Annotated in this window: 23 protein-coding genes; 12 read left to right on the top strand and 11 right to left on the bottom strand. The window is 65.8% G+C overall.

From position 1 onward, the window contains the following. Positions 1 to 3: 3 nt before the first annotated feature. From BMX99_RS02630 to BMX99_RS02580, 11 genes are all read right to left on the bottom strand, one after another. A complete protein-coding gene (locus BMX99_RS02630) occupies positions 4 to 933 on the bottom strand; it encodes a GAF domain-containing protein (protein WP_093446854.1) in 930 nt (309 codons plus the stop codon). After that, complete coding sequence (locus tag BMX99_RS02625; RefSeq protein ID WP_093446851.1) at positions 933 to 2642, bottom strand: ABC transporter ATP-binding protein; 1710 nt, start codon at positions 2640 to 2642, stop codon at positions 933 to 935. Before BMX99_RS02625 ends, BMX99_RS02630 begins: the two co-directional genes overlap by 1 nt. Before the next feature lie 5 nt (positions 2643 to 2647). Continuing rightward, positions 2648 to 3730, bottom strand: coding sequence for an ABC transporter permease (locus BMX99_RS02620; protein ID WP_093446848.1), 1083 nt, complete (start codon positions 3728 to 3730; stop codon positions 2648 to 2650). 168 nt (positions 3731 to 3898) lie between these two features. Further along, complete coding sequence (locus tag BMX99_RS02615) at positions 3899 to 5266, bottom strand: CmpA/NrtA family ABC transporter substrate-binding protein (protein ID WP_093446845.1); 1368 nt, start codon at positions 5264 to 5266, stop codon at positions 3899 to 3901. 266 nt (positions 5267 to 5532) lie between these two features. Next, on the bottom strand, positions 5533 to 6723 hold the full coding sequence (locus BMX99_RS02610; RefSeq protein WP_093446842.1) for a CmpA/NrtA family ABC transporter substrate-binding protein: 1191 nt from the start codon (positions 6721 to 6723) through the stop codon (positions 5533 to 5535). After that, positions 6720 to 7304: an ANTAR domain-containing response regulator gene (locus BMX99_RS02605; RefSeq protein ID WP_093446839.1), complete on the bottom strand. Its 585-nt coding sequence runs from the start codon at positions 7302 to 7304 to the stop codon at positions 6720 to 6722. Before BMX99_RS02605 ends, BMX99_RS02610 begins: the two co-directional genes overlap by 4 nt. Positions 7305 to 7562: 258 nt before the next feature. Beyond that, positions 7563 to 9548: a TonB-dependent receptor domain-containing protein gene (locus BMX99_RS02600; protein WP_093446836.1), complete on the bottom strand. Its 1986-nt coding sequence runs from the start codon at positions 9546 to 9548 to the stop codon at positions 7563 to 7565. 111 nt (positions 9549 to 9659) lie between these two features. Further along, a complete protein-coding gene (locus BMX99_RS02595; RefSeq protein WP_093446833.1) occupies positions 9660 to 10412 on the bottom strand; it encodes an iron ABC transporter ATP-binding protein in 753 nt (250 codons plus the stop codon). After that, complete coding sequence (locus tag BMX99_RS02590) at positions 10409 to 11425, bottom strand: iron chelate uptake ABC transporter family permease subunit (protein ID WP_093446830.1); 1017 nt, start codon at positions 11423 to 11425, stop codon at positions 10409 to 10411. Before BMX99_RS02590 ends, BMX99_RS02595 begins: the two co-directional genes overlap by 4 nt. Next, positions 11418 to 12443, bottom strand: a complete 1026-nt coding sequence (locus BMX99_RS02585; protein ID WP_093446828.1) for an ABC transporter permease — start codon at positions 12441 to 12443, stop codon at positions 11418 to 11420. The genes BMX99_RS02590 and BMX99_RS02585 overlap by 8 nt, the downstream gene beginning before the upstream one ends. Before the next feature lie 157 nt (positions 12444 to 12600). Further along, positions 12601 to 13530, bottom strand: coding sequence for a siderophore ABC transporter substrate-binding protein (locus tag BMX99_RS02580; RefSeq protein ID WP_093446825.1), 930 nt, complete (start codon positions 13528 to 13530; stop codon positions 12601 to 12603). A 128-nt stretch (positions 13531 to 13658) separates the two neighbouring features. On the opposite strand from BMX99_RS02580, the gene BMX99_RS02575 reads away from it, so the two are divergent. The 12 genes from BMX99_RS02575 to ptsP all read left to right on the top strand — a co-directional run bounded on the left by BMX99_RS02575 (position 13659) and on the right by ptsP (position 23058). Beyond that, a complete protein-coding gene (locus tag BMX99_RS02575) occupies positions 13659 to 13943 on the top strand; it encodes a DUF2218 domain-containing protein (protein WP_093446822.1) in 285 nt (94 codons plus the stop codon). After that, the gene (gene hemP / locus BMX99_RS02570; RefSeq protein WP_175480259.1) at positions 13931 to 14110 is read left to right on the top strand and encodes a hemin uptake protein HemP; all 180 of its coding nucleotides are present in this window, start codon (positions 13931 to 13933) and stop codon (positions 14108 to 14110) included. Before BMX99_RS02575 ends, hemP begins: the two co-directional genes overlap by 13 nt. Before the next feature lie 112 nt (positions 14111 to 14222). Then, the gene (locus BMX99_RS02565; protein ID WP_254771991.1) at positions 14223 to 14699 is read left to right on the top strand and encodes a hypothetical protein; all 477 of its coding nucleotides are present in this window, start codon (positions 14223 to 14225) and stop codon (positions 14697 to 14699) included. Continuing rightward, positions 14696 to 15388, top strand: coding sequence for a MotA/TolQ/ExbB proton channel family protein (locus BMX99_RS02560; protein WP_093446819.1), 693 nt, complete (start codon positions 14696 to 14698; stop codon positions 15386 to 15388). Before BMX99_RS02565 ends, BMX99_RS02560 begins: the two co-directional genes overlap by 4 nt. Before the next feature lie 37 nt (positions 15389 to 15425). Next, the gene (locus tag BMX99_RS02555; RefSeq protein WP_093448399.1) at positions 15426 to 15827 is read left to right on the top strand and encodes a biopolymer transporter ExbD; all 402 of its coding nucleotides are present in this window, start codon (positions 15426 to 15428) and stop codon (positions 15825 to 15827) included. Next, positions 15821 to 16219, top strand: a complete 399-nt coding sequence (locus BMX99_RS02550) for an ExbD/TolR family protein (RefSeq protein ID WP_093446816.1) — start codon at positions 15821 to 15823, stop codon at positions 16217 to 16219. Before BMX99_RS02555 ends, BMX99_RS02550 begins: the two co-directional genes overlap by 7 nt. Position 16220: 1 nt before the next feature. Further along, a complete protein-coding gene (locus tag BMX99_RS02545; protein ID WP_244525604.1) occupies positions 16221 to 17255 on the top strand; it encodes an energy transducer TonB family protein in 1035 nt (344 codons plus the stop codon). Between the two features lie 285 nt (positions 17256 to 17540). Continuing rightward, complete coding sequence (locus tag BMX99_RS02540; RefSeq protein WP_244525605.1) at positions 17541 to 17996, top strand: NUDIX hydrolase; 456 nt, start codon at positions 17541 to 17543, stop codon at positions 17994 to 17996. Between the two features lie 126 nt (positions 17997 to 18122). Further along, entirely contained in the window at positions 18123 to 18590 is a 468-nt protein-coding gene (locus tag BMX99_RS02535) for a DUF1178 family protein (protein ID WP_093446810.1), read from the top strand. Continuing rightward, positions 18590 to 19249, top strand: coding sequence for an SDR family oxidoreductase (locus tag BMX99_RS02530; protein ID WP_093446807.1), 660 nt, complete (start codon positions 18590 to 18592; stop codon positions 19247 to 19249). Before BMX99_RS02535 ends, BMX99_RS02530 begins: the two co-directional genes overlap by 1 nt. Before the next feature lie 182 nt (positions 19250 to 19431). After that, positions 19432 to 20667, top strand: a complete 1236-nt coding sequence (locus BMX99_RS02525) for an aspartate kinase (RefSeq protein ID WP_093446804.1) — start codon at positions 19432 to 19434, stop codon at positions 20665 to 20667. A 147-nt stretch (positions 20668 to 20814) separates the two neighbouring features. Continuing rightward, positions 20815 to 23058, top strand: a complete 2244-nt coding sequence (ptsP, locus tag BMX99_RS02520) for a phosphoenolpyruvate--protein phosphotransferase (protein ID WP_093446801.1) — start codon at positions 20815 to 20817, stop codon at positions 23056 to 23058. The last annotated feature ends 46 nt before the right edge of the window (positions 23059 to 23104 follow it).

Genomic DNA, 23104 nt, shown 5'->3' with positions numbered 1-23104 from the left:
CTTTCAGCAATACCAGGCGACGACATGCGTCACTTCGCGGGATGAATGGATCGGCAGGGCCACCAGCGTGCGATAGCCGTGCTGGCCTGCCGCGCTGGCGTCGACGACAGGAAGGCCGGTGCCCAGCACCTGGCCGATCGGGCCCTGGAACGCCTTGATCCGGCGTTCGGTGTCGTGGTCGTACAGGCTTCCTTCGCGGGCGCAGATGCCGTCGATAAGCACCGCTTCGTTGGCGGTGCCGACGCGGGCGGCGCGGGCGTCCCAGATTTCGAACCGGCGGGCCAGCGGGGTGCCCGTGGCCGTCAGCAGGGTCAGCACATAGGGCCGCCCCGTGGGCGAGGGCAGCGGCAGGCCCAGGCCCCAGGTCAGACCGGCACGCCCCGCACTTTCCGAGCGCACGAACTTGTAGCCCGCGCCAAGATCCCGGAAGAGCAGCGGGGTATTGGCCCCCCAGACGCCGCCGGGCAGGCCCTGGCCACGCTGGAAATGCACGTGCTGCGAGACGAACTCGAACTGTTTCGCCGCCCCGTAATAGCCGTCTTCCAGGGTCAGCATGTTGCCTTCGCCGGACCAGACCTCGATCGCGCCCATGCGGCTGTCGTCATCCGAACACAGCGTCACCAGCACGGCCTTCAGCTGCGTGCCGGCAAAGACCGGGATGGCCACGGCGGCGGTCAGACCTGCGGCCTTGGCGGCCTCGGTCCGCTTGAAATAGCTGCCGTCGAATTCTTTCAGGACCACGGGGCGGCCTTCGTCCCAGGCCTTGCCCGGCAGGCCTTCGCCCCGGGCAAAGCTTTCGCGTTCCGAAACCGAGGCAAATTCGGCCAGGTCGCCATAGGTGCCCTTGGACAGGACCAGCCTGTCGCCTTCGGGCACCCAGACCTCTGAGACCTCGATGAAAGGCCGGGTCGTCATATCCGTCGCTCCGTCCATCACGCGGCTTCCTTGCCTTTGGTGGTGCCCTTGGCGGCAACAGCTGCGGGCTTGGCCTTGGGCTTTGCGCCGTGTTCGTATTCCTCAAGGAAATCCAGAACTTCCTGGCGGTACTTGTAGTAATCCGGATGCTCCAGCAGGGCCTTGCGGGTGCGCGGGCGCGGCAGGTCGACGTTGGTGATCTTGCCGATCGTGGCCTGCGGGCCGTTGGTCATCATGACAACGCGGTCAGCCAGCAGGATCGCCTCGTCCACGTCGTGGGTGACGCAGACGGCGGTCACCTTGGTGCGCGACCAGACCTCCATCAGGACTTCCTGCAATTCCCAGCGGGTCAGGCTGTCGAGCATGCCGAAGGGTTCATCCAGCAGCAGCAGTTTCGGCGACAGGGCAAAGGCCCGGGCGATGCCGACGCGCTGTTTCATGCCGTTGGACATCGAGGACGCGGGCTGGTCCATGGCATCGGCCAGGCCGACACGTTCAAGGTAGTATTCCACCACGTCCTGGCGTTCCTGCATCGAGGCCTTGGGATAGACTTTCTCGACCCCGATCGCGACGTTTTCCTTGGCCGAAAGCCAGGGGAAGAGGTTCGGCGACTGGAAGACCACGGCGCGTTCCGGGTCGGCCCCGCGCACCTCGTATCCGTCCAGCTTGATGACGCCCTTGGACACGTCGTTCAGACCGGCGACCATGGTCAGCACGGTGGATTTGCCGCAGCCCGAATGCCCGATGAGCGAGATGAATTCGCCCCGGTTGAGCTTGAGGTTGAAATCCTCGACCACGGTCAGCGGGCCCTTGGGCGTGGGATAGATCTTGTGCAGGTGATCGAAGGACAGGAAGTTGTTGTCGATCATGCCCTTCTGCGCATCCACAACGGCCGAGGGCAGGTGGTTGGGTTCGATATCCGGCAGCACCCGCTTGCCTTCGGCCTTGGCCTGAATGCCCGCGTCCATCAGATAGTTGGTGACCTTCGCGCGCAGCGTCTTGAACGTATCGTCGGTGTTCATGGCCGACCGGTCGCGCGGACGCGGCAGGGTGACGCGGAATTCCTCGCCCAGGGTGCCATCGGGGTTCAGCGCGATGATGCGGTCGGCCAGCAGGATCGCCTCGTCCACGTCATTGGTGATCAGCACGCAGGTCTGCTTTTCCTCGTTCCAGATCGCCTCGATCTCGTCGGCCAGATTGGCGCGGGTCAGCGCGTCCAGCGCCGACAGAGGCTCGTCCAGCAACAGCACCTCGGGGTTCATGGCCAGGGCGCGGGCCACGTTGACCCGCTGGCGCATGCCGCCCGAAAGCTCGGCGGGGCGGCGGGTGGTGGCGTGCGACAGGCCCACCATCTTGACGTAATGGGCGACCTTCTTCGCACGTTCGGCCTTGGGCAGATCGGGGAAGATCGTGTCCACCGCCAGCCCGACGTTGCCGTTCACGGTCAGCCAGGGCATCAGCGAATAGGACTGGAAGATCACGCCGCGTTCCGGCCCCGGCCCGGTGACGGGCTTGCCCTTGTAGGTGACTTCGCCTTTCGTGGGCATTTCCAACCCGGCCATCAGGTTGATCAGCGTCGTCTTGCCCGAACCCGAGAAGCCCAGCAGCACAAGGAATTCGCCCTCTTCCACCGCAAGATCGACGTCTTTCAGCACGTGCTTGGCGTGGATGCCCTCGCCAAAGCTTTTGTGGACATTCTTGAACTGGATGATCGGTTGCTTGGTCATATCGCTCACCGATTGTTCGAGAAGGTGAAGAGGGATTGCAGCGCGAACATCACCCGATCCAGCAGGAAGCCGATGATGCCGATGGTCAGCACCGCGACGATGATCTTGGCCAGCGACTGCGACGAGCCGTTCTGGAATTCATCCCAGACGAATTTGCCAAGACCAGGGTTCTGGGCCAGCATTTCGGCGGCGATCAGAACCATCCAGCCCACACCAAGCGACAGGCGCAGACCGGTGAAGATCAGCGGCAGGGCCGAGGGCAGAACAAGCTTGGTGATCTTGGTCCAGGTGTTCATCTTCAGCACCTTGGAAACCGACACGAGATCCTTGTCGATGGAGGCCACGCCAAGCGCGGTGTTGATCAGCGTGGGCCACAGCGAACACAGCGTCACGGTGATGGCCGAGACCAGGAAGGATTTCGAAAACAGCCCGTCGTTCGTGGCATAGACGGCCGAGACGACCATGGTCACGATCGGCAGCCAGGCCAGCGGCGAGACGGGTTTGAAGATCTGCACCAGCGGGTTGATCGCGGCATTGGCGGTGGCGGACAGGCCGGCCAGGATGCCAAGCGGGATGGCCACGGCCGAGGCGATCAGGAAGCCAAAGAAGACGGTTTTGATCGAGGTCCAGATCTGCGCGTAGTAGCTGGGCGAACCGGTATAGGGGATATCCTTGACCTTTTCCGGCTGGCCACGGTCGATGAAGCGCTGGTTGCGGGCCTCGACCCGGTCATAGTGCTGCTGTTCCTTGGCGGCCTTGGCCTGCGCATCCTCGTGCAGGTTGACCGCTTCGGTCCAGACCTCGGAGGGTCCGGGGATCGCACCAAGCGAGGTCTGCACCTTCGGCGCAAGCGTGCCCCACAGCAGCAGGAAGGCGAGGATGGCGATGACCGGCACCGCCAGCAGACGCCAGATTTCTTTCAGTTGCGCGCGGGGGTTGTCACCGGCGGCGGCGCGCAGGATCGGCGTGATCCAGGCCAGGCCCAGGACCTGGAACCAGGCGTCGGCCTTGTTGATACGGGTGAACAGCCGGGCCCGGCGGGCCTCTCTTTCGGCGCTTTCGCTGAAATTCGGGTCTGCGGTGGTCATGGGGCGGCTCCTTGCGGGCGGCTGGGATCTATCGGGGGCGGCCCTGTCAGCGGGACGCGAGGTACAGTTCGGGTGGGAACGGGCCGGGCATTCGAACCGGGCCCGCCCTGTGGCGGTTGTGTCTTGCGGTGGTCAGGGCGGGGTGAGCATTCGCCCACCCCATCCAATTCAGCCTTTGACTTCAGAGCCTTCGACGATCTGCGCACCCTTCAGGCCGATCGGCAGGCTTTCCAGGTAGGCGTTCGGGGCTTTCCCGTCGTAGGGGATGCCGTCGATGATGTCGGCGGCCGGGGTCGGTGCCTTGTAGCCGTCGCTGTCCCAGGGGAAGTCGGCCTCGTTCGCCAGGCCTTCGTCGACCAGCAGGCGGGCGGCTTCCAGGTAGATGTCCGGGCGATAGACCGACTTGGCGACCTCGTCATACCATTCGTCCGACTTGGCCTCGGCGATCTGGCCCCAGCGGCGCATCTGGGTCAGGTACCAGATCGCGTCCGAGTAGTAGGGATAGGTCGCGTTGTAGCGGAAGAAGACGTTGAAATCGGGGACTTCGCGCTTGTCGCCCTTTTCGTATTCGAAGGTGCCGGTCATCGAGGCCGCGATGACCTCGTAATCCGCGCCGACGTAATCGGGACGGGACAGGATCTCGACCGCTTCTTCACGGTTGGCGTTGTCGTTTTCGTCCAGCCACTGGGCTGCACGGATCAGCGCCTTGACCACGGCCTTGGTGGTGTTGGGATATTCCTCGGCGAATTCGGCGGTGATGCCAAAGACCTTTTCCGGGTTGTTCTTCCACAGCTCATAGTCGGTGATGACCGGAACGCCGATGCCCTTGAAGACAGCCTGCTGGTTCCACGGTTCGCCCACGCAGTAGCCATAGATCGTGCCGGCCTCGAGCGTGGCAGGCATCTGCGGCGGGGGCGTCACCGAAAGCAGCACGTCGGCGCCGATCTGGCCGGTGATGTTGTCGGTGGAGTAATAGCCCGGGTGCAGGCCGCCGGCGGCCAGCCAGTAGCGCAGTTCATAGTTGTGGGTCGACACGGGGAAGACCATGCCCATGTTGAAGGGCTTGCCTTCGGACTTGTACTTTTCGACCACCGGGGCAAGGGCCGAGGCGGAAATCGGGTGCTGCGGGCGGCCGTCTTCCATGGTCGGGATGTTCGGCTTCATCTGTTCCCAGATCTCGTTCGAGACGGTGATGCCGTTGCCGTTCAGGTCCATGGAGAAGGGGGTGATGATATGCGCTTCGGTGCCGAACCCGATCGTGGCCGCCAGGGGCTGACCGGCCAGCATATGCGCGCCGTCCAGGGTGCCGTCGATCACGCCGTCCAGCAGGACCTTCCAGTTGGCTTGGGCTTCCAGCGTCACGAACAGGCCTTCGTCATCGAAGAAGCCCTGCTCATAGGCCACGGCCAGGGGGGCCATGTCGGTCAGCTTGATGAAGCCAAAGGTCAGCTCGTCCTTTTCCAGTTCCAGCATCTCGGCAAAGGCCGGTGCGGTCAGGGCGGTCGTCGCTGCCAGCGAAAGTAGCAATTTCTTCATTCTCTTTCCTTTCCATGAAGTCCGGGAAAGAACGCCCGGACCAAAAACATAAGGTCGCCGCGCGTGCTGACAGGGAGGAGGTCAACACGATGCGAGCAGCCTTGCTCAAGGATCCCAAGCGTCGGGAGAATTCGTTACGAAGCACGCCATTGTGCTTCGATGTCTTATTGATGACGCATTGCTGCAGTTGCGAAAAGAGGGGTTTGCCGCTGCAGCGCCATTTCGGGGCGGATTGCACCGAAATGCGGGGCAGAGTGACGCTTTTTTCAGCACTCGTCCGGGATGGGGTCAAAAATGCGCCCGTCGAAGAACCGATCCGGCTGCAGGATCAGCCCGCCTTTGTGCGACGCCACCGCGGTTCCGTGACGAATCGAGCCTTCCAGCTTTTCTGACGCCCCGGGCAGATCGACGTCGCCGCCGGCCATGTGTTCGCGGTACAGGTCGGCGCGGAATATGCCGCCGGCGATGCGTTGTGCTTCGGCGCGGTCCAAACCGTTGGCCAAGGCAATGCGGTCGGCGATCCACTTGGCCTGGCTGCGCCAGGGGAAGTTCGCCGCACCGTCGTGGAAGTTCAGGAACCCCTCGACCTCGCGCTGTTCGGCGCGGGTGGAAATGGTGAACCGGCCCGACAGCGCGCGGTCGATCAGTTCGGGCGGAATGCCCAGCCATTCCGGGCGCGACAGGATCTCGGCGGCGGTGGTGCGGCTGTCGGGCTGCGACAGCCAGCGCCCGGCCCGCCACAGCGCCTGCATCAGGCGCGACAGCAGATGCGGTTCGGTCTCGGCCCAGGCGCGGCGCACGGCCAGCACCTTTTCCGGTGCGAATTCCCAGATCGCCTTGCCCGGCAGCATCAGGGCCCCTGCCCCCTGTTCGACCGCGACCGACCCCCAGGGTTCGCCGACGCAGAAGGCATCCACATCGCCATCGGCCAGGGCCTGCGCCATCATCGGCGGCGGCACCACGCGGATGTCGATCCGGCACTCGCGCAGCGGCGTGCTGTCGAACCAATAGCGCAGCAGTTCGACGTGCATCGAGAAGGGAAAGGGCGCGCCGAAGGTCACAGGCGCATTGCCGCCCTGTTTCAGCACGGCGGCCAGGGCCGTGGCGGCAGCGGCAGCATCGGTGAAGTCGAAACCATAGCCTGCCTCGCGCAGGCGGGCCTCCAGCGTGCGGCCGACACCGATCACGTTGCCATTGGCCGACAGGACATAAGGCGCGACCAGTTCGGTCGTCACGCCGCCCAGTCCCAGCCCCATGGCCACGGGCATGGGCGAAAGAAGATGCGCGGCGTCCACCCGGCCAAAGGCCAGCATGTCCCGGACCGAGGACCAGGAGGGCGCAGAGACCAGATCAAGCGAAATGCCTTCAGCCGCGGCAAAGCCCATGTCCTGGGCGATGATCAGCGGCGCGGCATCGACAAGTGGCACATAGGCGACGGGAAGGCTGACCGGGATCATGACAACAGCCCCGATGCGGTGACCAGCGCCTCGGCGACCTCGGCGACGCGGCGGCCCTGATCCATGGCGGTCTTGCGCAGCAGGGCATAGGCCGCGTCCTCGTCGATTCCCTTGGCCTTCATCAGAAGGCCCTTGGCGCGGTCGATCACCTTGCGCTCTTCCAGGGCGCGGCGCGTCTCGGCCAGTTCGGTGCGCATCTGGCGGAACATGCGGAAGCGCGCGATGGCGGTGTCGATGACAGGCTTCAGCCGGTCGGGGGCCAGCCCGTCGACCACATAGGCCGACACGCCGCTTTCGATGGCGGCCTGCGCCAGACCGCCCGCCGCGCCGGACACGAACATGGCCACGGGTCGGTCCAGCGGACCGGAGGCAAGCGTCAGCTCCTCCATCATGTCGCGGGTCGGATGGTCGATGTCGATCAGCACGATGTCAGGCGCATGGGCCGCGATCTTGCGCGCCAGCCCGGAAGGGTCGGCGATCACGTGGACCTCGTGGTCGCCGCTGTCCATCAGCGCATCCACGATGGCCACGGCCCGATCCCGGTCCTCTTCGACGACTACAATGGTAAGTGTCCCGCTCATGTCTTTGCCAATCGCCATGGCGGGGGCGGGCTGGCAAGGGTCGGGGCGCTGTCGGGGCGGATCAGGCGCACAGAAAAGGCGCAGTTGCACATTTGTTGTGCAGCCAACAGGCAGATCGCGCGGCAGGGCAGCAAGAGGCCCGGCCCCCGCAACGGGGACCGGGCCGGGACGCCCCGCAGGGGGCATCGAGGGAAACGGATCAGATCCAGCCAATCAGACCCAGGCCAATCAGACCGGGGCCGACTAGACCGGGGCCAATCAGAACTTGGTCGTCACCATCAGGGCGATGGTGCGACCCGGCTCGGTCAGCGGGGTGACGGGGCCAAAGCCCATGCCATCGGCGCTGCGGCGCGTGTAGGTCTGGTCAAAGACGTTGCGCACATCCAGGCGGACCTCGACGTTGTCGTACTGCTTGGGCGTGTAGCTGGCGAAAACGTTCAGCACCTCGTAGCCCGGCAGGGTCGACGCGCCTTCGTTGTTGTCCAGCGCGATTTCCGCAGTCCCGCCCAGGGTCAGACCGTCAGCGACCTCGAAGGCTGCGGACAGACCGAAAATGTGGCCCATGGGACGGCCCCAGTAGTAATCGGTCGTGCCGATCTGCGCGCCGTCCAGCTGCACCTTGGCGTAGGTATAGTTCGCCTGAACATAGCCCGCGCCCGTGGAATAGCGCAGCGAGGCGTCAAGCCCGCGCGACGTGATCGTCGGGCTGTTGGACCGATCCCCGGAGAAGAGGTAGGGCGCGTTCCGGATCTGGGTGTAGAACAGCGCACCATCCGCAACCCAGTTGCCGGATTCGTACCGCAGACCGACTCGGGCGTTGTTCGCGCGCGACGCGGTGATCGAGGAATAGGTCCAGGGCGTGAAGGTCGACGCGCCGGCAGAGGTGTTGATCAGCGAGGCTTCGCTAAGCTCGTAGCCACCCCAGACCGAGGCCGCACCGATGTTCAGCGACAGGTTTTCCGTCAGCACGAAGTCGGCCGAGGCGTTCACGCTGACGCCACCGTCGCGGAAGGTCTGACCATCGGGGGTCGAGAACTCCTGAAAGTCGGCGCGCACACCGTAGGACAGCGACAGCCGGTCGCTGACGTCCTGGCGCATCTGGGCGAAGACACCGATGTTGTTCAGCGTTTCCTTGGATGCGGTGCCGGTGTTGGCCAGGCCGGTGCCCTCGGCGGTGTCGTGGAAGAAATCCACGCCGGCGCTGAGGATGCCGTTGCCGATCATGAAGTCGTTCTGCACCTTGCCCGACAGGCTGGTGTTGATGCCTTCGGTGACGATGTCGCCTTCCAGCTCCTGCTCGTTATAGGACAGTTGCAGCACCGGGGCCCAGATGCCCTCGGGGGCTTCGTCGGTGTAGGTGAAGTTGAAGGACCGGCGGGTCGAGACGGCCCAGACCGGGATCACGTTGCCGCGCACATTGGCAAAGTCGGGGCGGATGTAATTGCCCGCACCCCCCGCCTGACCGGCGCGATAACCCGCGTCTTCGGTATAGTCGGCGCTGAATTCCAGCCGTTTGCCGGTGTCGCTGGTATAGGCGAACTTGGCCACGTAATTCGACAGGCCGGCACCGGTGCCGATCATCTGCGTGCCCGACCCGTCCTTGTAATCGTCGCCGGTCGCCTTGGTGCCGGACAGCAGGTATTCGAAACCGCCCTGCTGACCATAAAGGGTCAGGCTGCGGTGGAAGGTGTTGCTGTTCGAGGAATAGCCGATCGAGGCGCGGCCCCCAAAGGTGTCGCCGGGCTGCAGCAGGTCACGGGCGTCCTTGGTTTCATAGGCGATCGAACCTGCCAGCGCGCCGGGGCCTTCATCTGCGGGGGCCAGCCCCGAGGAGACCTCGACCCGCTTGAGCAGCGTCGGGTCGATCAGCACGTTGCCGGCATGGTGGAAGGCGGCCTTGTTCTGGCGCGCGCCGTCGATGGTGACGCTCAGCAGGCTTTCCTCGACCCCGTGCACGAACACTTTTTGCGCGATCGGGGCGCCGCCGGATGCGGTGACCTCGGTTTCGCCGGCAAAGACGTCGGCCATGGTCTGGGGATTGCGGTCCTCCAGTTCCTCTTCGGTGATTTCGGTGTTGCCCAGCAGGTCCTGCGCGGCGTCGGACTGAATCCGGATCGCGTTCAGGTCAACCACGTCCTGCGCAACGGCTGGCATGGCCACAGGTGTGATGGCGGTGGCACCCAGCAGTATCAGCGCCTTTCTGGCCCGCGCCTTTTTTGCCCGCGCCTTTGTTGAAAGTGTCATATCCCATATCCCAAGTCTCTGAATGTGTTGGCTGGCGGGATACGAGGGAGGTTCCGGCTGGCGACCGGGATCGCGATAGTAAGTCTGATAAATTTTGTCAACTATGCGTGATCACACCAGAACGACAGGCCGGTCTTGCAGAATTTCCACCCGCGCGCGGGTGCCGAAAACCTGTTCCAGCAGCGCCTCGGACACGGTCTGATCGGGGCGGCCCTGGGCGGCGATGGCTCCGTCCTTCATCACCACAAGGTGGTCGGCAAAGGCGGTGGCATAGTTGATGTCGTGCAGCACGATCACCACCGTGCGGCCATCGGTATCGGCCATGTCCCGCACCAGGGACATCAGATCGCGGGCGGCGGCGATGTCCAGGTTGTTCAGCGGTTCATCCAGCAGCAGATAGGGCGTGTCCTGCACATAGGCCATGGCGGCAAAGGCGCGCTGGCGCTGCCCGCCCGAGATCTCGTCCAGGAAGCGGTCGCGCAGCGGGATCAGGCCGAACCGCTCCAACGCCTGTTCGACGCGGGCGTGGTCCTGCGGCCCCGGCCTGCCACGGTTCCAGGGATAGCGGCCAAAGGACACCAGTTCGGACAGCCGCAGGCGGGCCTGCACATGGCTGCTTTGCGCCATGACCGCCAGGGTGCGGGCCAGGTCCTGATCGCTGGCCGTGCCGATGGTCAGATCGCCCACGGTGATCGTGCCGGTCTGGATCTTCTGCAGCCGCGCGATCAGCGACAGCAGCGTCGATTTGCCCGCCCCGTTCGGGCCGATCAGCGCGGTGATGCCGCCCCTGGGGATCGTCAGGTCGATATCCCGCAGGATCGGGGTGCCGGCGATGGAATGGGACAGGCCAGAGATACGGATCATGCGGCGCGCCTTTTCAGCAGGACAATCAGGAAGACCCCGCCGCCGATCAGCTCGATCACGACGATCAGGGGGGTGGCCAGGGCAAAGACCCGTTCGGCCATCAGCTGGCCTCCGACCAGGATGATGCCGCCGATCAGCGCGGCCGAGGGCAGCAGCACCGAATGGCGATGCGTCGGGGTCAGCACATGGGCGATGGCGGTGACGATCAGCCCGAAAAAGCTGGACGGCCCCGCGCCCTGCGACGCCATCGGCCCGACCAAAGCGGTGGCCGAAGCCACGAGAAGGCAGATCACCAGCATGGCGTGGCGCTGAAGCTTCGCGGGCGGTTCGCCCAGACCCGTCGCCGCCGCGTCGCCCAGGGCCAGGACGTCAAGACGCAGCCGCAGCCGCCAGGCCAACACCAGCCCCACCCCGATCGCAAGAGAGGACAGCGCCAGAAGGCCCGTGTCCACCTGGGTGAAGCGCGCCACCGACAGCGACTGCACGGTCTGGAATTCGTTCGGATCGATCAGCCGCTGCACGAATTCGGTGATGGACCGGATCAGCAGGCCCAGCACGATGCCGGTCAGCACCAGCCGCACCATGTCGCCGCGCGCCAGCCGCAGCAGCACGGCAAACAGCAGCAGCCCCAACAGCGCCATGGACCCGAGGTTGATGGTAAAGATCAGCCCCACGGGGATGTTCGCATAGGCCGTCGCGCCAAGGCTGTGCACCATCAGGGTCAGTACAAAGATATAAAGCGCATCGAAGCCCATCAGGGATGGCGTCAGGATGCGGTTGGCGGTCAGCGTCTGAAAGACCACGGTCGCCACGGACAGCGCCACGCCGACCAGCACCAGCGCGGCCAGTTTCGCGCCGCGATAGGGCAGCAGGAAGGACCAGGGGGCCTCGGCCCCGATCAGCATGTAGCCCGCCGCGCAGGCCACAAGCAGGATCAGCAGCCCCCACAGGCGCAGCGACAGCGGCAGGATGCGGCGGCGGGACCGGGCGGGGGCAAGTGCCGTATCAGACATGGCTGCCCCCTTTCCGGTCCGCGCTGGCCGCAGGGTTCACCCCGGCGGCGCCACGCGACCGGGGGTCACGGTTGATCAGCACAAGGAACAGCACCGCCCCGATCACTGCGACGGTTGTGGCCACCGGGATCTCATAGGGGAAGCGGATCAGCCGGCTCAGGATGTCCGCGCCCAGAACCATCAGCGCCCCGCACAGGGCCGTCAGCGGCAGGGCGCGGCGCAGGTTGTCTCCGGTCAGCCGGGCCGTCAGGTTGGGCACCACCAGCCCGACAAAGGGGATGGATCCGACGCTGACCACGATCATCGCGGTGACCACCGACAGGCCCGCCACCGCCGTGGCCGTGATGAGGCCCACGTTGACGCCCAGGGCGCGCGCCGCGTCTTCGCCCAGGGACAAAAGCGTCAGGCGATCCGCGATCAGGTACATCAGGACCGAGGCCCCGCCCGCGATCCAAAGCAGTTCATACCGCCCCCGCAGCACGCCCGAAAATTCGCCCGTCAGCCAGGAGCCGAGGAATTGTGCCAGGTCCCCCTGGAACGCGATGAAGGAGACCACCGCGCTGATCACCCCGCCATAGACCAGCGCCACCAGCGCGGGCAAAAGCGGCTGGGTCGGCGGCATCGGGCGCAGGATCGCCATCAGCACCAGCGACCCGGTCAGCGCCGCCAGCGAGGCCCCGACCATCTTGACCCAGATCGCGGCCGAGGGCACCAGAAGCGTGACCAGCAGCACGCCAAGCGCGGCGCTCTGGCCCGCGCCTGCGGACATCGGTTCAATGAACCGGTTGCGGACAAGGATCTGCATCGCCTGCCCCGAAACCGCCAGCCCGGCTCCGGCCAGAAGCGCGGCCAGGGTGCGGGGCACGCGGACCTCCCACAGGATCTGCCGGGCGTCCGGGTCGCTGAAGGTGCCCCAGATCCCGAGATCCGAGACACCGATGCCGATCGATAGGACCGAAAGGATCATCAGCAGGGCTAGGCCGGACAGGAAGATCCGGCTTGGCGTTCGAAATGTCATCACTCTGTCCGTCTGTGGGCCGGATCGTCCGACGGCCCTTTTGTCCTGGGTTCGCTTTCCTGCGGGCCCTTTGTTGTGGCGTGCCGGAGGGGATAGCGGCGCCTTGGCGGGGAAAGCCCCGGGGCCGAACTGCCTCCGGGGATGCCTTACCGCCCGGTTACTGCGTGGCCGCCGCGTCCAGCGCCGCCGAGATTTCGTCCATCGTGCGCGCCAGCGAGGTCGCGCCGCCCGAAGCGATGTACAGTTCCGCCGGAGAAAGGTAGATTACCTGCCCCTTGCGCGAAAACTCCGCCTGCGCCAGCAACGGGGTGTCCAGCGTGGCCCGCGCGCCGTCTCCGCTGTCGCCGGTGGCGGCGGCAATGGCGGCAGCGCGGTCAACAACCAGCAGCCAGTCGGGGTTGGCCTCGGCCAGGTATTCAAAGGACACGGCCTCTCCGTGGCGGTTTTCGGTGATGCCTTCGACCGCCGGGGCAAAGCCCAGTTCCGTGTGCAGCCAGCCAAACCGGCTATGCGCACCGAAGACCGACAGCTTGGGGCCGTTCGTCATCAGGATCAGCGCGCTGCCGCCCGTGGCCTCGATCCGGGCGCGCAGGGCGGCGGCCTTTTCCTCCAGCCCTTGGGCCAGGGCCTCGGCCCTGTCTTCCAGACCCAGCATCTGGCCATAGCCGCGCAGGCGGGCCAGGCCGTCGGCATAGGCGTCGGTGCCCACGCTCATATCCGCGACCGGGGCGACCCGCCCCAGGGCATCCGCCATGGCCAGCGCCCGTGCACCCACGGCAATCACGTCAGGGCCAAGGGCCGCGATCCGCTCCATGTCCGGTTCAAAGAAGGTGCCGACCGGGGTCGCGCCGGCCACGTCTTCGGGCAGGTAGGACACATAGGTCGGGCTGACCACGCCGACGGGCGTCACGCCCAGGGCGGCCAGCGTATCCATGGCCGACACATCCAGCGCCACGACGCGGTCGGGCACGGCCTTCAGGGTCTGTTCACCTGCGGCGGTGGCGAAGGTCACCGGGTCGGCATTCGCAAGACCGACTGTACCAAAACCGACAAGACCGGCGAGAAAGGCGCTTTTAAACAAGGACATCCGAGTTTCCATTCTTTGGGCAATCCGACCCCGTCCGGGATCTTCCGTGTTTTTTTCGACAGCTAGAGGCTTGGCAAATCTGCGTCAACAAAATACCTTACCAAAAGAATCGGAAAACGGGATTGCAGATGTTAACCGCCACTTGCAGGTTCGAAACGCCCAACGGCGCGAAGTACATGCACCAGCTTTGCAAGCACTTTGCGCACAAGGTCACGGTCGAATTCGACGACACGACGGCACGTGCGGATCTGCCCCCGGGCCCCGCCCATATGCGCAGCGATTCGTCCGGTCTTGATGTCGAAGTCACGGCCCAGGACGACGTCGGACTGACCCGCGCCAAATTCATCATCGAAGATCACCTGATGCGCTTTGCCTTCCGTGAAGACCCGAAAGGACTGACATGGTCGACCTGACCCCCAACCCCGAACTGACCACACGCGAGCCGGGCCGCGATGCGACCCGCCGCCGCCACAATGCGCGCGAGCTGACGGGCGACAATCCGACCGTCGAGATCGAGCTGGACGAACAGGTTTACACCCTGCGGATCACCAAGACCGGCAAGCTGATCCTGACCAAGTGACCCCTGCCGGGCGGGGGCGCGGGAATACGCGCCCTGCCCTGCCGCCCGCGCTGTGACGCCCTTTCCGCCCCCGCGCCCCAGCCCATTGCTACAGCACGAAAGCAGCCCCCCGATGGATGACAAGATGACCCTGACCGCCCCGCGCGCGCCCTTTGCCGCGCTGGCCTCGGCGCTGGCCCTTTGCATGACCGTGACCGCCGCACCTGCCGTCGGGCAGGACGCGGCGACCCCGGCCCCGACACCCGGCCTGAGCATCGAATTGAACGCCGCCACCGCGCAGGAAACCGGCTGCAAGCTCTCCTTCGTGGTGCAGAACGGCTATGGTGCCGATGCCACAAAGACCGTGCTTGAAACCGTGATCTTCGACGCCGCCGGTCAGGTGAACCGCATGACCCTGTTCGATTTCGGCACTCTGCCGCAGGGCCGGACCCGCGTGCGTCAGTTCGTGATCCCCGGCACCACCTGCGAAGGCATCGGCCAGGTTCTGTTCAACGGCGCGCACAGCTGCCAGGTCGAGGGCCAGGACGCCGGGGCCTGCATGTCCAACCTGCGCCTTTCCACCCGTACCGATATCGAGGTCCTGGGATGACTTTCCTGAACAAACTGATCGCCAGCCTGCAGAACATCGCAGAGGTCGGCGGCCCCGTCGTCATGACCCTGATGGCCGTGTCGCTGGTGACCCTTGCGGTCGTTCTTTACAAGATCTGGCAGTTCTCGGCCGCGGGCGTGGGGCGCCACAAGGCGTTGACCCAGGCGATCACCGCCTGGGATGCGGGCGACCGCCCCGGCGCGAAGGCCGCGCTTGGCAAATCGACCTCGTACCTGGCGCCGGTCGTGGCGCTGGCGCTGGACGCCGAGGGGCGGGACGACATCGCCGTGGCCTCGGCCTCGGAACGGCTTGAGGCCGAAGCCGAGATCCGCTTTGCCCGGCTGGAACGCGGGCTGCGCTACCTGGACAACGTGGCCCAGCTGGCCCCTTTGCTGGGGCTGTTTGGCACCGTTCTGGGCATGATCGAGGCGTTTCAGGCCCTGCAGGACGCCGGTTCGCAGGTTGATCCTTCGGTCCTGGCAGGAGGCATCTGGGTCGCGCTTCTGACCACGGCCGTGGGCCTTGTGGTGGCGATGCCGACCTCGGTCGCGCTGAGCTGGCTGGAAGGCCGCATGGACGCCGAACGCGTGATCGCCGGACGCGCCATCCAGACGGTGCTGGCCCCCATGGGGTCCAAACCCGCTGCGGCGGCCAAAGCAGGGGGCGCGGGCCAGCCCGCGCTGGCCTAAGCCAATGCGCCGGGGGCGTCGCGCCCGCCGCATGTCGATGACGTCGCTGATCGACGTGATCTTCCTGCTGCTGCTGTTCTTCATGCTGTCCTCGACCTTCTCGCGCTTTGCCGAGGTCGAGCTGACCGCCGCCGGGGCCAGTGCCTCGGCCCCTTCGGACCGTCCGCCGCTGTTCCTGCGGCTGTCGCCCGAGGCGCTGATGCTGAACGCCCGTGAAGTGGCGATGCAGGATCTGCCGCAGGCCCTGGCCGATCTGAACACGGCCTCCGGGACGGCACCCTCTGACAACGCCAGCCCAACCGCCGATGGCGACACCCCGCCCCGCGCGCTGATTGTCGCCCTGACGCCCGAGGTCACCGCGCAGCGTCTGACCGACCTACTGGTGGTGCTGCGCGATGTGCGCGGCTTTCTTCCGACCGTCCTGGGGGGCACATCGTGAAGCCCAAACGGCGCAAGTCCGAACGCGAACCGACCATCGCCCTGATCAACATCGTCTTCCTGATGCTGGTCTTCTTCATGGTTGCCGGGGCCCTTGCCCCTCCGCTGGACCAGAAACTGACACTGGTGGACACCCGCGACCTAGACAGCGTGGCACCGCCCGATGCGCTGGTGCTGTTCGACGATGGCAGCCTGTCTTATCGCGGCACGCCCATTGCCTCGGCCCAGGCCTATATGGACGCGATGGCCGAGCTTCCGGGCCGCCAGACCGGCCTTGTCCGCCTTGTGCCCGATCGCGACACGCCGGCCCATGCGCTGGTCGCCCTGTCGCGCGATCTGCGCCAGGCCGGGGCCACCCGCGTCGTCGTCGTCACCGAACAGGGTCTGAACTGACATGTCCCGCAGCATTCCCATGTCGCGCCTCGCCACCGTCAGCGCGATCGCCCTGGCCGTTGCCGCCCATGCCGTGGTCGTCCGCGGACTTTACAGTGAACCCGAGATCCTGCTGGAAGGCAGCGCCGGCGCCGCAGAAGCCCGGATCGGGTCCTATTTTGAAGACGTCAGCCAGGGCACCCTGACCCCGGAAGACGCCGAGGAGCTGGCCGAGGAAACACCGCCCGAGGAGATCCCCCAGGATCAGCCCGAGCCGGTCGAGACTGCCGAAGTGGCGGAACCCGCGCCGATCGAACCGCCCGTCGAGGTGCCTGTCGAGACGCCCGTGGAGACACCCGTCGACACCCAGCCCCTGACCGCGCAGATCCCCCAGACGCCCGACGGGATGATCCCCCTCGCCCCGCAGCCCGAGCTGGTTGAGACGCAGCCCGAACCGCTGCCCGAGGTGCTGCCCGATGTGACAGAGCTGGCCGAGGCCCCGCCGCCCGAGCCCCTAACCGCAGAGACGCCCGAGGTGACCGAGGTGCTGGAAGCCGAGGCCGAGCCGACGCTTGCCGAAAGCTCCAAGCGGCCCATGCTGCGTGATCCGCAGCTTGAGACGCCGGTCAGACCGGACCCCAAGCCTGCGCCGAAACCCAAGCCGAAAGTGGCGCAGAAACAGGGCAATACGCAGCAGAAGATCGAGGCGACCGCTGGCGCGAGTGACGGCAAGGCGACCGCCCAGGCCACGACCAAGGGCCAGGGCGGCGGCAAGACCCGCGAGGCCGGGAATGCCCGCGCCAGCAATTACCCAGGCCAGGTCTATCGCAAGCTGTCGCGGGTGCGAAAACCAAAGGTGCGCGGCCGGGGCAGCGTGACGGTGCGCTTCTCGGTCACCGGCTCGGGCGGGCTGGGCGGGCTTTCGGTCGCGCGGTCCTCGGGCAGCGCCGAGATCGACCAGGCGGCGCTTTCGATGGTGCGCCGGGCCGCACCCTTCCCGAACCCGCCATCTGGGGCGCAGCGCGACTTCCGCATCCCGATCGACTTCACGCGCTGATCCTGTCCGGCGCGGCCTGGCACCCCCTTCCCGGGGGCGTCGCTGTTCTGCCCCCCTGCGCGGCCTCCAATCGCTGCGCAATCCCTGTTCAATCCCAGTTCAATCCTTGTGCAGACCTCCTGACACCCGGCCCCTGACGCCCTCCGGCGTCGGATCCCGCTGGAATTTTCGGCAAATCTGCGCTATGATCTTCATGGAAAGTTAAGACCCAAGACCCATCTTCGAGCATACACCGCGCAGCAGGCGCTTCATGACACAGGGTACCGCGTGAGTTTTCAGCGAAACTTGCCACTTCCGCCGGCTTTCGAATCCTTCGACCCAAAGGACATCCGCACGCAATATGCGGCGCTGTGCTATCGCGTGGTGAACGACAAGATCCGCGTCCTGCTGATCACCAGCCGCGGCACCAAGCGCTGGATCGTGCCCAAGGGCTGGCCGATGCGCGGCAAGGCCCCGCACGAGGCCGCGCTGCAGGAAGCCCGGGAAGAAGCCGGGGTGATCGGCCGCGCCTATCCAGACCCGCTTGGCCAGTACAGCTATATGAAACTGCTCGACAACGGGGTCGAAGTGCCCTGCATCGGGCTGCTCTTCGCGGTGCACACCCGGCTGCTCAAGACCGAATACCCCGAGGCCAATGAACGCGACCGCAAGTGGTTCAGCCGCAAGAAGGCGGCGAAACGGGTCGACGAACCCGACCTGGCCGCGCTGATCCGCACTTTCGACCCCAGGCAGCTGGGCTGACGCCCCCTGCGCATGCCCAGCCACCTGACAGCCTGTTGATTTGCCAACCTGAACCGTGATCCTGCTGCGCTTGCATCGCCCTCAGGGGTGGCTATGTAATAGGTCAGTTCCACGGATGGGAAGGCGATGATCCAGTTCAGCCTGAAATGCGACAATGACCACCGGTTCGACAGCTGGTTCAAATCCTCAGCCGCATTCGACGACCTGCAGGCCAGGGGCCATGTCAGCTGTGCGATCTGCGGCTCGCCCCGGGTGGAAAAGGCGATGATGGCCCCGCGTGTCTCGACGCGCGACACCGCCACGGTTCACGATCAGGGTCAGGACCGGGACCGGCCCAAGACCAACGCCAACCGCCCCCTGTCCGCACCCGCCTCTGCTGCCGAACAGGCCCTGGCTGACCTGCGCCGCAAGATCGAGGCGGAATCGGATTACGTCGGCGACCGCTTCGTGGAAGAGGCCCGGCGCATCCACGACGGCGACAGCGATGCCCGCGCCATCCATGGTGAGGCCCGGCTGGAAGACGCCCGCCAGCTGATCGAAGACGGCATCCCCATCACCCCCCTGCCCTTCCTGACGAACCGAAAGGCCAATTGATGACCCTGGCAAAACGCGTTCTGATCACCGGGGCCAGCCGCGGCATCGGTGCCGCCCTGGCCGATCTCTACCGGGACCGTGGCGATAGTGTCATCGGCACCTCGACCACCGGGTCCGACAGCCTCGTGCCGCTTGACCTGACCGGCACCCCGGATTTCACCGCCCTGAAAGAGGCCCTGGGCGCGGATCCCGTCGACCTGCTGATCTGCAACGCCGGCGTCTACCTCGACAAGGGGCACGACCTCGACACCGGATTCCCGGCCGCCGCCTGGGCCACCACCATGGCGGTGAACGTCGCGGGCCCCTTTCTGACCACCCAGGCGCTGCTGCCGGCGCTTCGCAAATCCACGGCCGGACGGGTCGCGATCATCTCCTCAGCCATGGGCAGCCAGGCCCGCGCGCCCGGCGGCTCCTACGTCTACCGCGCCTCCAAGGCCGGTGCCGCCAATGTCGCGCGCAACCTTGCCTGCGACCTCGCCGCCGATGCCATCGCCGTCGGGGCCTATCACCCGGGCTGGGTGCAGACCGACATGGGCGGATCCGCGGCCGATATCGACGTCACCACCTCGGTCAACGGCCTGGCCGCGCGCTTCGACCTCCTCACCCCCGACACCACCGGCACCTTCGAGACCTGGGATGGCCAGCCCGTCCCCTTCTGATCCCCATCATCTTGCCTTAAATACTCACCGCCCCGCCCGCCGCCCGCACTGCCGCCGGACAAGGGCACCGGACCGGTGACCGGACGCGAGGACGCTCATAAGGGCGGAGGAGCAGCGCCAAGGCCACTTGCGCTTTTGCACAAAGGCCTCTAGACCGCCGCGGAACAATTCTGGGAAGTTCCATGCCCGTTCTCGTGATGAAATTCGGCGGCACCTCGGTCGCCACCCTGGATCGCATCAAACGCGCCGCCAAGCGCGTCGGCGTCGAAGTCGCCAAGGGCTATGACGTGATCGTCATCGTCTCGGCCATGTCCGGCAAGACCAATGAATTGGTCGGCTGGGTGAACGAGACCTCGAAATTCTACGATGCCCGCGAATATGATGCCGTGGTCTCCTCGGGCGAAAACGTCACCGCCGGGCTGATGGCCCTGACCCTGCAGGAAATGGACGTGCCCGCGCGCTCCTGGCAGGGCTGGCAGGTGCCGCTGAAAACCAACAGCGCCCATTCCCAGGCCCGGATCGAAGAGATCCCGACCGACAACATCAGCGCGAAGTTCGCGGAAGGCATGAAGGTCGCCGTGGTCGCGGGCTTCCAGGGCATCTCGCCCGAGGGCCGGATCACCACGCTTGGCCGTGGCGGGTCCGACACCACCGCCGTCGCCTTTGCCGCCGCCTTCGGTGCGGAACGCTGCGACATCTACACCGACGTGGACGGGGTCTATACCACCGATCCGCGCATCACCGACAAGGCCCGCAAGCTCGACAAGATCGCCTTCGAGGAGATGCTGGAACTCGCCTCCCTGGGCGCGAAGGTGCTGCAGACCCGCTCGGTCGAGCTGGCGATGCGGTTCGGCGTGCGCCTGCGCGTCCTGTCGTCGTTCGAAGAACAATCTGATGAAGCCGGCACGCTGGTCTGTGCCGAGGAGGAAATCATGGAAAACCGCCCGGTCTCTGGCATCGCCTATTCCCGCGATGAGGCAAAGATGACGCTGATCTCGGTCGCCGACCGCCCCGGCATCGCCGCCGCCATCTTCGGCCCCCTGGCCGAGGCGGGGATCAACGTCGACATGATCATCCAGAACATCGCCGAGGAAGGTCGCACCGACATGACCTTCTCCTGCCCTGTCGATCAGGTGGCGCGTGCCGAAAAGGCGCTGAACGCGGCCAAGGACAGCGGCGACATCAACTTCCACGACCTGGTGGCGGACACCAATGTCGCCAAGGTCTCGGCCGTGGGCATCGGCATGCGGTCGCAGTCGGGCGTTGCCGCGCAGATGTTCAAGACGCTCTCGGACGAGGGTGTGAACATCAAGGTCATCGCCACCTCCGAGATCAAGATTTCGGTGCTGATCGACCGGAAGTACATGGAACTGGCGGTGCAGGCCCTGCACGACGCCTTCGAGCTGGAAAAAGCCTGATCCCCCGGATGGCCTGAGGTGCCCGGTTTTCGGGCGCTTTTCCGCGCCCGCCCGGCCCGCCGCCCGGGCTGCGACCAGATTACCGTTTGGCTTGCCTGCGCGTCTGTACTATTCGTACGGACAGGATAAAGGACAGCCAGCGCCGGTATGAGCAACGATTTTCAGACTGACAGCCGGCAGATGCTGGCCCGGCTTCGCGCGGCCATGGCCGAGGAAGCGGCCGGCCAGGCGCGTCTGGACAAGATCACCCATCTGATCGCGGATTCGATGAAGACCGAGGTCTGCTCGGTCTACCTGTTCCGCGATGCCGACACGCTTGAGCTTTGCGCAACCGAGGGTCTGAAACCCGAGGCCGTGCACCAGACCCGGATGAAGCTGGGCGAAGGCCTTGTGGGCCGCGTCGGCCGCACCGGGCGGATCGTCAACACCCCCGATGCGCCGTCGGAACCCGGCTTCCGCTACATGGCTGAAACCGGAGAAGAGATCTATTCCTCCTTCGCAGGTGTGCCGATCCAGCGCCTGGGCGAAAAGCTGGGCGTTCTGGTGGTGCAGTCGAAACGCGCCCGCCGCTATTCCGAGGACGAGATCACCGCGCTGGAAGTGGTCGCCATGGTCCTGGCCGAGATGGCCGAACTGGGGGCCTTTGTCGGTGAAGGCGCGGCGCTGTCCGCCCTGCACACCAAGCCCGTGCTGTTTCGCGGCACCACCGGGCAGGAAGGCGCGGCTGAGGGGCACGTCTGGCTGCACGAACCCCGCGTCGTCATCACCAACCCGATTGCCGAGGATCCGCACCGCGAGGGCGAGCGTCTGGCCGAGGCCGTGGACCAGCTGCGCGACGCCGTCGATACGCTGGTGGCCAATATCGCCGATGACGACAAGGAACAGCTTGAGGTTCTGGAAGCCTACCGGATGTTCGCCAACTCCAAGGGCTGGCTGCGCCGGATGGAAGAAGACGTGGCGCGCGGCCTTTCGGCCGAAGCCGCGGTCGAAAAGGAACAATCCACCGCCCGCGCGCGGATGGAAACGATCACCGATCCTTACCTGCGCGACCGGTTGCATGACCTTGACGACCTGTCGAACCGTCTGCTCCGGATCCTGTCGGGCCAGGGCAAGGCCACGGGGGCGGAAATGCCCGCCGATCCGATCCTGGTCGCGCGCAACATCGGTCCGGCGGAATTGCTGGATTACGGCCGGTCGCTGAAGGGCATCGTGCTGGAAGGCGGGTCGGTCGGGTCGCATGCGGCAATCGTGGCGCGGGCGCTGGCCATTCCGCTGGTCATCCACGCCGGCCGCATCACCACCGAGGCGCTGAACGGTGATCACATCCTGGTCGACGGCGACGGCGGCATCGCACACCTGCGCGCCGAAGACACGGTCGTGAACGCCTTCCGCGACAAGATCGCCATGCAGGCCAAGGCGCAGGAACGCTATGCCTCGATCCGCGATCTTCCGGCGGTGTCGATGTGCGGCCAGCGCGTGCACCTGATGATGAACGCAGGCCTCATGGCCGATCTGCCGTCGCTGGCGGGATCCGGGGCCGAGGGCGTGGGCCTGTTCCGCACCGAGCTTCAGTTCCTGATCCGCAACCAGATGCCCAAACGGTCCGAGCTTTCGGCGCTGTATGCCCGTGTGATCGACGCGGCCGAGGGGCGCAAGGTGGTCTTCCGCACGCTCGACATCGGGTCGGACAAGGTCCTGTCCTACATGAAGCCCAATGACGAACCCAACCCCGCGCTTGGCTGGCGGGCGATCCGGGTCGGGCTGGACAAACCCGGCGTCATGCGGATGCAGCTTCAGGCGCTGGTGCGGGCTGCCAATGGTCGCCCGCTGACGGTGATGTTCCCCTTTGTCGCGCAATACGAAGAATACCGCGCCGCCTCGGCCGAGATGGACAAGGCGCTGGAGCGGGAACGGATCCTGGGCCATCCCCTGCCCGAGAAGGTCGAACTGGGTGCCATGCTGGAGACCCCGTCGCTGGCCTTTGCCCCCACCAAGTTCTTCGAAGAGGTCGAGTTCCTGTCAATCGGCGGCAACGACCTGAAACAGTTCTTCTTTGCGGCCGACCGCGAAAACGAACGGGTCCGGCGGCGGTATGACACGCTGAACGTGTCCTTCCTGACCTTCCTTCAGGGCATCGTCGACCGCTGCGCCAGCACCGGCACGCAGCTAAGCTTCTGCGGCGAAGACGCCGGCCGCCCGGTCGAGGCGATCTGCCTGGCCGCCATGGGTTTGCGTACCCTGTCGATGCGCCCGGCGTCGATCGGGCCGGTCAAGTCGCTGCTGATGCGCACCGACCTGGGCGCGCTGCGGTCGGTGATCGACAAGGCCCGCGACGAGGGCCGGCAATCGGTTCGTGAACCGGTGATGGAGTTCCTGCGCACTCAGGGCTGACCCCGGCCCGTCACGCCCTTTGGAACGGACCAATTTGGATCAAACT

It is taken from the genome of Pseudooceanicola nitratireducens, assembly GCF_900109195.1.
Lineage (GTDB): Bacteria > Pseudomonadota > Alphaproteobacteria > Rhodobacterales > Rhodobacteraceae > Pseudooceanicola > Pseudooceanicola nitratireducens.
Note: the sequence above shows the minus strand (reverse complement) of the source record. Positions and strands in the feature narration are given on the sequence as shown.

Coding starts and splice junctions, on each gene's coding strand:
- BMX99_RS02525 (WP_093446804.1), top strand. CDS start 19,432: ATGCCCGTTCTCGTGATGAAATTCGGCGGCACCTCGGTCGCCACCCTG.
- BMX99_RS02630 (WP_093446854.1), bottom strand. CDS start 933: ATGGACGGAGCGACGGATATGACGACCCGGCCTTTCATCGAGGTCTCA.
- BMX99_RS02565 (WP_254771991.1), top strand. CDS start 14,223: ATGGATGACAAGATGACCCTGACCGCCCCGCGCGCGCCCTTTGCCGCG.
- BMX99_RS02610 (WP_093446842.1), bottom strand. CDS start 6,723: ATGATCCCGGTCAGCCTTCCCGTCGCCTATGTGCCACTTGTCGATGCC.
- BMX99_RS02535 (WP_093446810.1), top strand. CDS start 18,123: ATGATCCAGTTCAGCCTGAAATGCGACAATGACCACCGGTTCGACAGC.
- ptsP (WP_093446801.1), top strand. CDS start 20,815: ATGAGCAACGATTTTCAGACTGACAGCCGGCAGATGCTGGCCCGGCTT.
- BMX99_RS02615 (WP_093446845.1), bottom strand. CDS start 5,266: ATGAAGAAATTGCTACTTTCGCTGGCAGCGACGACCGCCCTGACCGCA.
- BMX99_RS02620 (WP_093446848.1), bottom strand. CDS start 3,730: ATGACCACCGCAGACCCGAATTTCAGCGAAAGCGCCGAAAGAGAGGCC.
- BMX99_RS02545 (WP_244525604.1), top strand. CDS start 16,221: ATGTCCCGCAGCATTCCCATGTCGCGCCTCGCCACCGTCAGCGCGATC.
- BMX99_RS02605 (WP_093446839.1), bottom strand. CDS start 7,304: ATGAGCGGGACACTTACCATTGTAGTCGTCGAAGAGGACCGGGATCGG.
- BMX99_RS02580 (WP_093446825.1), bottom strand. CDS start 13,530: ATGTCCTTGTTTAAAAGCGCCTTTCTCGCCGGTCTTGTCGGTTTTGGT.
- hemP (WP_175480259.1), top strand. CDS start 13,931: ATGGTCGACCTGACCCCCAACCCCGAACTGACCACACGCGAGCCGGGC.
- BMX99_RS02575 (WP_093446822.1), top strand. CDS start 13,659: ATGTTAACCGCCACTTGCAGGTTCGAAACGCCCAACGGCGCGAAGTAC.
- BMX99_RS02530 (WP_093446807.1), top strand. CDS start 18,590: ATGACCCTGGCAAAACGCGTTCTGATCACCGGGGCCAGCCGCGGCATC.
- BMX99_RS02625 (WP_093446851.1), bottom strand. CDS start 2,642: ATGACCAAGCAACCGATCATCCAGTTCAAGAATGTCCACAAAAGCTTT.
- BMX99_RS02590 (WP_093446830.1), bottom strand. CDS start 11,425: ATGTCTGATACGGCACTTGCCCCCGCCCGGTCCCGCCGCCGCATCCTG.
- BMX99_RS02585 (WP_093446828.1), bottom strand. CDS start 12,443: ATGACATTTCGAACGCCAAGCCGGATCTTCCTGTCCGGCCTAGCCCTG.
- BMX99_RS02555 (WP_093448399.1), top strand. CDS start 15,426: ATGACGTCGCTGATCGACGTGATCTTCCTGCTGCTGCTGTTCTTCATG.
- BMX99_RS02600 (WP_093446836.1), bottom strand. CDS start 9,548: ATGACACTTTCAACAAAGGCGCGGGCAAAAAAGGCGCGGGCCAGAAAG.
- BMX99_RS02560 (WP_093446819.1), top strand. CDS start 14,696: ATGACTTTCCTGAACAAACTGATCGCCAGCCTGCAGAACATCGCAGAG.
- BMX99_RS02595 (WP_093446833.1), bottom strand. CDS start 10,412: ATGATCCGTATCTCTGGCCTGTCCCATTCCATCGCCGGCACCCCGATC.